Annotated in this window: 7 protein-coding genes and 1 tRNA gene; all 8 read left to right on the plus strand. The window is 31.7% G+C overall.

Annotation, left to right across the window (positions count from 1 at the left end; all coding sequences use genetic code 11):
- Positions 1 to 55 precede the first annotated feature (55 nt).
- The 8 genes from EBF09_RS07135 to EBF09_RS07170 all read left to right on the plus strand — a co-directional run bounded on the left by EBF09_RS07135 (position 56) and on the right by EBF09_RS07170 (position 6,371).
- Positions 56 to 1,195, plus strand: coding sequence for an FtsW/RodA/SpoVE family cell cycle protein (locus tag EBF09_RS07135; RefSeq protein WP_232817689.1), 1,140 nt, complete (start codon positions 56 to 58; stop codon positions 1,193 to 1,195).
- Positions 1,173 to 1,249: transfer RNA gene (locus EBF09_RS07140), tRNA-Ile, on the plus strand. The genes EBF09_RS07135 and EBF09_RS07140 overlap by 23 nt, the downstream gene beginning before the upstream one ends.
- 85 nt (positions 1,250 to 1,334) lie before the next feature.
- Positions 1,335 to 1,559 carry a heavy-metal-associated domain-containing protein gene (locus tag EBF09_RS07145; protein WP_121764436.1) on the plus strand — a complete coding sequence of 75 codons (225 nt, stop codon included), beginning with the start codon at positions 1,335 to 1,337 and terminating at the stop codon, positions 1,557 to 1,559.
- A 20-nt stretch (positions 1,560 to 1,579) separates the two neighbouring features.
- Positions 1,580 to 2,419 (plus strand): DnaJ domain-containing protein, encoded by an 840-nt coding sequence (locus tag EBF09_RS07150; protein WP_121764437.1) that lies wholly within the window; start codon positions 1,580 to 1,582, stop codon positions 2,417 to 2,419.
- Positions 2,412 to 4,337, plus strand: a complete 1,926-nt coding sequence (gene ciaB, locus EBF09_RS07155; protein ID WP_121764438.1) for an invasion protein CiaB — start codon at positions 2,412 to 2,414, stop codon at positions 4,335 to 4,337. Before EBF09_RS07150 ends, ciaB begins: the two co-directional genes overlap by 8 nt.
- Positions 4,318 to 5,145, plus strand: coding sequence for a CheR family methyltransferase (locus tag EBF09_RS07160; RefSeq protein ID WP_121764439.1), 828 nt, complete (start codon positions 4,318 to 4,320; stop codon positions 5,143 to 5,145). Before ciaB ends, EBF09_RS07160 begins: the two co-directional genes overlap by 20 nt.
- Before the next feature lie 3 nt (positions 5,146 to 5,148).
- Positions 5,149 to 5,802 (plus strand): CheB methylesterase domain-containing protein, encoded by a 654-nt coding sequence (locus tag EBF09_RS07165; protein ID WP_408609812.1) that lies wholly within the window; start codon positions 5,149 to 5,151, stop codon positions 5,800 to 5,802.
- Complete coding sequence (locus EBF09_RS07170; RefSeq protein WP_121764440.1) at positions 5,799 to 6,371, plus strand: YigZ family protein; 573 nt, start codon at positions 5,799 to 5,801, stop codon at positions 6,369 to 6,371. Before EBF09_RS07165 ends, EBF09_RS07170 begins: the two co-directional genes overlap by 4 nt.
- The last annotated feature ends 900 nt before the right edge of the window (positions 6,372 to 7,271 follow it).

The raw sequence follows: 7,271 nt of genomic DNA on the forward strand, positions 1-7,271 counted from the left end.
TAAAATATGTTAAAATTCCTCTTTTTAAAATAAAATTATAAAGTAAGGTAGCTTTTTGGTAATACTCAATAACTTTAATAAAAAAATTCTAGCACATTTTGATTTTATTTTACCTTTGCTTATTAGTCCTATTATTTTGCTTTCTTGGTTTTTAATCAATGAAAATAGCGAATTTTTAGGGCAGAAAGTTTTAGTATATGCATTTGTAGGATTATTTGTTTTTGCAGCAGTATTTCTTTTGCCGATTAGAAAAATGTCTTGGTTTATTATTGGGGCTTATTGGATTCATATTGTTTTGTTGATTATAGTAGAGCTTTTTGGCGATACAAGGCTTGGGGCGCAAAGATGGATTGAGCTTCCCTTTGTGCATTTTACCTTTCAGCCTTCAGAAACTATGAAACCAGCACTTATTTTGATGATGGCGTATTTAATTTCTAAGAATCCTCCTCCTAAAGGGGGTTATAGATTATTGCCTTTTTTAAAACTTTCTTTTTTTATTATGCTTCCTTTTGTGCTTGTTTTAAAGCAGCCCGATTTAGGGACAGCTTTAGTATTGCTTTTAATGAGTTATGGGGTTTTGTTTTTGATTGGAGTAAATTATAAGATTTGGATTGCAATTATTGTTTTAATCGGTCTTACTTCGCCGATTATGTATGTGAATTTGCATGATTATCAAAAAAAACGCATTGTAGATTTTGTAACTAAAGATCCCGATCATCAAGTAAAGCAATCTATGATAGCCATTGGTTCAGGGGGGCTTTTTGGTAAAAATAAAGAAGAAGCCACGCAAGCAGCTTATAGATTTTTACCCATTGCTACGAGTGATTTTATTTTTCCCTATTTTATGGAGAGATTTGGATTTATAGGGGCTATTGGATTATTTTTACTTTATGGAGTGCTTATTTTCCATATTTTTGGATTAAGCAATGTGGATTTTAAGGATCATTTTTTGCGGGTGGTTTCTTATTGTATTGGAATGTTGCTTTTCATCTATGTAAGTGTAAATATTGCTATGACAATAGGCTTAGCACCGGTTGTTGGGATACCTTTACCACTTTTTAGTTATGGGGGGAGTAGTTTTGTAACTTTTGTAGTTTTATTTGCTTTTTTAGAACATATACTTGCATTTAGATACGAAATGTTGTATAATCGCACTTCTTTTTCAAAGAGAAGGGCCCTTAGCTCAGCTGGTTAGAGCACTCGGCTCATAACCGATTGGTCATAGGTTCAAGTCCTATAGGGCCCACCACTTCTTAACAAATCCAAAAAATCTTTTTAAAATTTTAAATCTATGCTACAATTCCTCTAAATTTTTCTAAACTAAAGGTTGTATGATGAAGATTCAATGCCAAAATATTAAATGTCAAGGTTGTGTAAATAAGATTGAAGAAGCACTTAAAGAGAAATTTCCAAGCTTAAAAGTGGATATTCCCACACAAAGTGTAGAAGTAGAGGCTAATGCAGATGAAGAGCAGTTTATTAAAACCACTCTTTCTAATTTAGGTTTTTTAGCAAGCGGTGGAGTTTTTGCTAAGGTAAAAGGCTTTTTTCAAAAATAAATTTTCAAGGAAATTAGGGTATGGAAATACTTATTTTAATTACAATAGTAGTTGTTGTTATAGCTTTTTATAATTTTAGGGATTATCTTTATAATCCAGCCTCACGCCCAAAAATAGAAGAAAATGGGAGGGAGATTCAAGATATAAAAGAATATGAAAACTATGAAGATCCTTACAAAAGCACAAGCAAAGAAGATAAGATTAGACAAAGTGAGCTTGGAATTTTAGTTTCTCTGATGTCAAAAGTGGCACATATTGATGGGGATTTTTGCCCTTTAGAAAAAGAACTTGTAAGAAATAGCTTAGAAGATATAGCAGAGCAAATTACGCTTCAGAGTGCTACCTATCAAAAAGAAGAGATTTTAGAGATTCTCCATAATATCTTTAAAAACACCACACAAGATGTAGAAGAGCTAACTTATGCTTATGCAGAACTTACAAAAGGGCAATATAAAAGAAGATTAAAATTAGTAGAATATCTTTTAATGTTAGCTTATGCAGATTCTAAGCTAGAAGAAAAAGAACAAGAAGTTATTTTGGATGTTGCAGCTTACTTAGAGATAGAGAATAATGATTTTAATAAAATGTATGATGCATTTGCAGAGTTTTATGCTAAAGATTCTTTAAAATTAAATATAGACAAAGCTTATGAGATTTTGGGAGTGAGTAAAGAAGCCACTTTTGAAGAGGTAAAGAAAAGTTATAAGAAACTTGTTAGGGAATATCACCCTGATATTTTACACCATAAAGGATTAGAGCAGTCTATTATAGAAAGTGCAACCGCAAAGCTACAAGAGATCAATGGAGCTTATGAAATTTTAAAAGAGCATTATAAAAACCAAGAGGCAAATAATGGATAAAAATAAGGTTTTAGGCGATGTTGCTACGATTTATTCTTATTTGCAAGAAAAAAATAAGCAAAACAACACACTTTATGAATATGTAAAAAAAGAGCAAATACCAGAGATTTTAGAGGAGTTTTTTAAAACCACTCCAAAAAATAAAGAAATTTTACTTGCTTGCATTGATAGAATTGTGGGGCTAAAAGAGGGTGCAATAGAAAATGTTTTAAAAAAAGAAAAGTTTAGCGAAGAAGAAATATTAAAGAAAAAGGAACAACTTTATTTTATCACAAGAGATTTTTATACAAAAGCACATCAAAATCTTATAGATTTTATGCAAGAAAATAATCTACTCACTCCTTTTTTGCGTGAAGTTATAAAAAGCGTGCATAAAATTGGAATCGTTTTTAACCATTTTTTTTATGTGTGGAATCAAAAACTTATTTTAGGGATTAATAAAAAATTAGCTAGCGATTTTAACAATAACCTAGAAGCAATTTTAGAAGCTTTAAAAAGCACTTTAGAGATTACTAAAAGTGGAGAGATAAACGATAGAAGTTATTCAGTGCCACAAATTTATGAGGGTAAGTATAAAGCGGTTGCTTATGCGGAGTTTTTTAAAGATGAATTTAAAGAATTTCAAAAAGCATTCAATGAATGTTTGAAAGCCCTTGAAAAAACAGAAGAAATCTTGCCATCTTTAGAGCAAAAAGAAGCGCATTTAAATTATTTTAGAGCTTTAAAAAATGCACTTTTAGAGCAAGAAGTGAGTGAGCTTTTACCTCTATGGAGAGAAGTAGATAGACTATGGATGCAGCTTAGTTCCCCTTTGCAGATAGGACATCCTTTAGAATACTATGAAGACCATTATAGAAAAGCAGTGGCACCTGAATGGGATATAAGGATTGCTAGAATTTATGAGGGGGTAGATTTATTAGCACAAGCTGATAGGGGCTTTAAAGTTACAAAAGAAGAGATTTTAAAGTTTTATGAAAGCTTTACAAAAAGCTTAGAAGACACTCCTTTTAAGCAAAATATTGATGCAACTACAAGAAAATCACTCCTTTTAACACAAAGTTATGGGGGAATGCCACTTGTCTTTTATGGTGCGGAGATGAATGGGCTTTTTAGCGCACAAGTAGTGCCAAATGATGAGAGTGTAAGTAAAGTTTATGGCAAGAAAATCTTTTATTTTCCAGATAGAGTGAGAGAGCTTTCTTGCGCTAAGCCTTTTATGAAGCTAAGCTCTCTTACTTTTCCTAAATATTTTTTAGATTCCACTAGAGAGCTTTTGTATTTTAGGGAGCAAGATTGGTATAGTATTTATGAAATTGCTACCATAGGGCATGAGTTTGGGCATATTTTATGGGTAGATGAAGATAGCGAACAAATCATGAATAAAAGCGGACAATTTAAAAATATTGAAGAGTTCAAAGCAACAATGGGTGGCTTAGTTTATTATTTTATGAGCGAACATAAAATATACTTAAAAGATCTTATTTTTAATTTGATTTCTAGAGCAGTGGGCTTAGTAGCTTGGATGAAAGAGGGCGAGGTTTTGCCCTATTATTGTGAGGGGTTAATCCACTTAGAGCTTTTATTTAAAAGTGGTATTTTGGAGTTTAGTGGAGATTTCAATACTTGTGCTTTAAAAATCCATGAAGAAAAGATACCTAATTTAGTAGAGCTTTATATTAAAACTTATGAAAAACTAGCAAGAACTTATTTAAACAAACAAGATGCAAAAGAGTTTTTAGAGCTTTTTGCTAGAGTGGATAAAGAGGGCTATTTTGAGCCCATTACGCAAGAAGTGAGAAATTTTGTAGAAAGCTATTATTGTGAATATGAGAAAAATGGACAGGTTTTAGATAGTATAGATTTTAAAACTTGGAGTAAAAATTTTAAAAAGGAAAAAAGTGGCAGAGATAACAGATAAAGACATTGATAAAGCTAGGGAGATGATTTATGAAATGGCTGGGATATTTTTGCCACCGAGTAAAAATTCTACAATCAAAAATCGCCTTGATAAATTAGCAAGAGATTTAAATTTTGAAGATTACGAAAATTTTTTTAAAAATTTGCGTATAGGGAGAAATAAGCAGGAGTTTATTAACGCTTTTACGACAAATAAAACAGATTTTTTTCGTGAGGGATTCCATTTTATAGATATGTTAAATCGTATTTTGCCCCACCGCTTGAAAGAAAAAGAACCTATCAAAGTTTATTGTGCAGCAAGTTCCACAGGAGAAGAGCCTTATTCAATCGCTGCTACATTGCTTCACGCAAAAGAAGTTTATCAATCAGACACTCCTTTTTCTATCTGTGCTACAGATATTGATACTTCTGTGCTAGAAGTGGCTAAGAAAGGAGAATACCTTGTAAATACAAAGCTAAATCCTTTGCCAAATTGGTTAGACCTTTCTTTGTATTTTGAGATGCAAACCATTTCGCCCAAAGAAGTTTCTCTTAAGGCTAAAAGAGAGCTAAAAGAAGCCATTACTTTTAGGCAATTAAATCTTATGCAATTTTCCTATCCTTTTTCGCAGAAAGAATTTGATATAATCTTTTGTCGTAATGTGTTGATTTATTTTAAAATAGAAGATCAAGAAAAAATTTTGCGAAAACTTTTTTCTTATTTGAAAGTAGGTGGGACGCTCTATCTAGGGCATAGTGAGAGTATTTTGAGTTTTGGAGATAAAGTAGATAGGCTAGGGCAAAATATCTTTATAAAAAAGGTGGATTAAAAGGTGTTGGTTACAAGTAATAAATATCATCCTGATGTAGTTTTAAAATCCTCTCCTTTTAAGGGCGAGGGTAAGAAGATTATAGCAATAGGTGCTAGTACAGGCGGTGTGGAAGCCATTGCTAAGATTTTACAAGTATTACCCCTTGGATTGCCACCTATTATCATCACACAGCACATTCCTGATGGTTTTTCTTCTTCTTTTGCAAAACGATTAAATGATATTTCACAGATACAAGTTCAAGAAGTTTGCAAAAGGGAAATGCTAAAGAGTTCTTGTGCTTATCTAGCAGCAGGCGATAAGCATTTAGTGCTAGAAAAAAGTGCAAACGATTATTATGCAAAGCCACTAGATGGGGAAAAGGTTTCAAGACATCGTCCAAGCGTAGATGTGATGTTTAGAAGCCTTAATAATGTAGTAGGAAAAAGTGCATTAGCGATTATTTTAACAGGTATGGGAGATGATGGGAGTATCGGCATTAAAGAGCTTCATAGCAATGGTGCTTATACCATAGCGCAAGATGAGGAAAGTTGCATTGTCTTTGGTATGCCAAAACAGGCTATTAGCCGAGGTGCGATTGTAGAGATTGTGCCTTTAGAAAATATTGCACAAAAGATTATACAATACGCAAAAGGTGAGCTAAAACGGCACAAATGAAGACACTCCAAAAAGTAATTTCTTCTTCTTTTGAGGTTAAGGGTTCTGCTTTTATCTCCTATCTAGTCCCTATCAAAGAATTTGAAAATTTTGAAAAAACAAAAAGGCTAGAGCACCCAAAAGCAGTGCATTTTGTAAGAGCCACGCGATTTATAAATGCAAATTTACAAATAGAAGAATCCTTTAGCGATGATGGAGAGCCTAAAGGCACTTCGGGTATGCCAACTTTAAAGGTTTTAAGAGGTTATGAGCTTATAGAAGCAGGAGTTTTAACCATTCGTTATTTTGGAGGGACACTTCTTGGCACGGGAGGGCTTGTGCGTGCCTATACACAAGCTGCAAAAGATGTAATTTTAAAAGCTCAAAGTGAAAAGGAATTGTGCGAGTTTGTGCTAAAAGAAAAAGATTCCCTTTTTGTATCCTATGCAAATTTATCCAAAATAGAGTATTTAGCAAGTCATTTTCAGATTGAAATTACAAATAAAGACTTTCAAATACAGGGAGTTTTGCTTACTTTGAGAGCCAAAAAAGAAGATTTAGAAGCCTTTAAACTAAAATTAGAAGAATAAAACTAGGCTATAAATCCTTTTTATTTTGCTTCATAAAAATAAATTTTCCATAAATAAAAAATAATAAATCAAAATTTAAAAAAACTTATAATAAAATTCAAAAATTTAAAATATTAAATTAGTTTTTACAATCTAAGTATTTATATTCTAAATATATAGATAAAATTAAAAAACAATCTTAAAGGAGGTTTTATGTATTTTTTAAATCTTAATACCTCTTCTCCTAAAATAGTGCGGGGGGGGGGGGGCAAATAGCCTCTCTTTATTAACCCCTTCTTCTACTTTTTATCCCTATACACATACAAATCTTACAAATAAACTTTTATTTAAATTTAAAACAAACACTATAAATAAATATAAATTCTTTAGATTATTATTACAAGCAAAATATAATAAACCCACACTTTATATAAAAAGCATTTTGAGAGTGGCCTCTCAAAGGTTTGCTTGCAAACTAAGGGAATCCCACCGTCACGAACAAAATCGCTTTTTCTATAAAGTTTCTTGCATTAATAAATATCTATCTTTTATGTTTTTATTTAATCATCTAAACTCTTTATTCAAAAGTAATTCTCTTAGGCGAGAAGTGGGAACCCTGAATTTACAAGTAAATTCTTCCCAATCGCCACGAGAATTCTTTTGCAATAAAGAGTTTTACTCTAAAACCTTTAAAGAATCTACTAGAGGATTCTTTTCCCCATTTATGAATCCTCTATTAGATTCTTTATATTTTAATCCAAACACAAAGAATCTAATGAATTGTCAAATATAAAAAGGAGAAATTATGGTAAAAATAAATAAAGCAAATTTCAAAAGGACATTAAGCATTAGCATAGTAGCTTCTATACTCTTATCTAATCAATTAGTATTAGCTAATCCTAATACTAATATCCCTAAAGG

This window comes from Helicobacter burdigaliensis (assembly GCF_003670295.1).
In the GTDB taxonomy this organism is placed as follows: domain Bacteria; phylum Campylobacterota; class Campylobacteria; order Campylobacterales; family Helicobacteraceae; genus Helicobacter_D; species Helicobacter_D burdigaliensis.

What these genes read in the sequence shown, in the direction of transcription:
- EBF09_RS07145 (WP_121764436.1), top strand. Translation starts at nt 1,335, where the DNA reads ATGAAGATTCAATGCCAAAATATTAAATGTCAAGGTTGTGTAAATAAG.
- EBF09_RS07150 (WP_121764437.1), top strand. Translation starts at nt 1,580, where the DNA reads ATGGAAATACTTATTTTAATTACAATAGTAGTTGTTGTTATAGCTTTT.
- ciaB (WP_121764438.1), top strand. Translation starts at nt 2,412, where the DNA reads ATGGATAAAAATAAGGTTTTAGGCGATGTTGCTACGATTTATTCTTAT.
- EBF09_RS07170 (WP_121764440.1), top strand. Translation starts at nt 5,799, where the DNA reads ATGAAGACACTCCAAAAAGTAATTTCTTCTTCTTTTGAGGTTAAGGGT.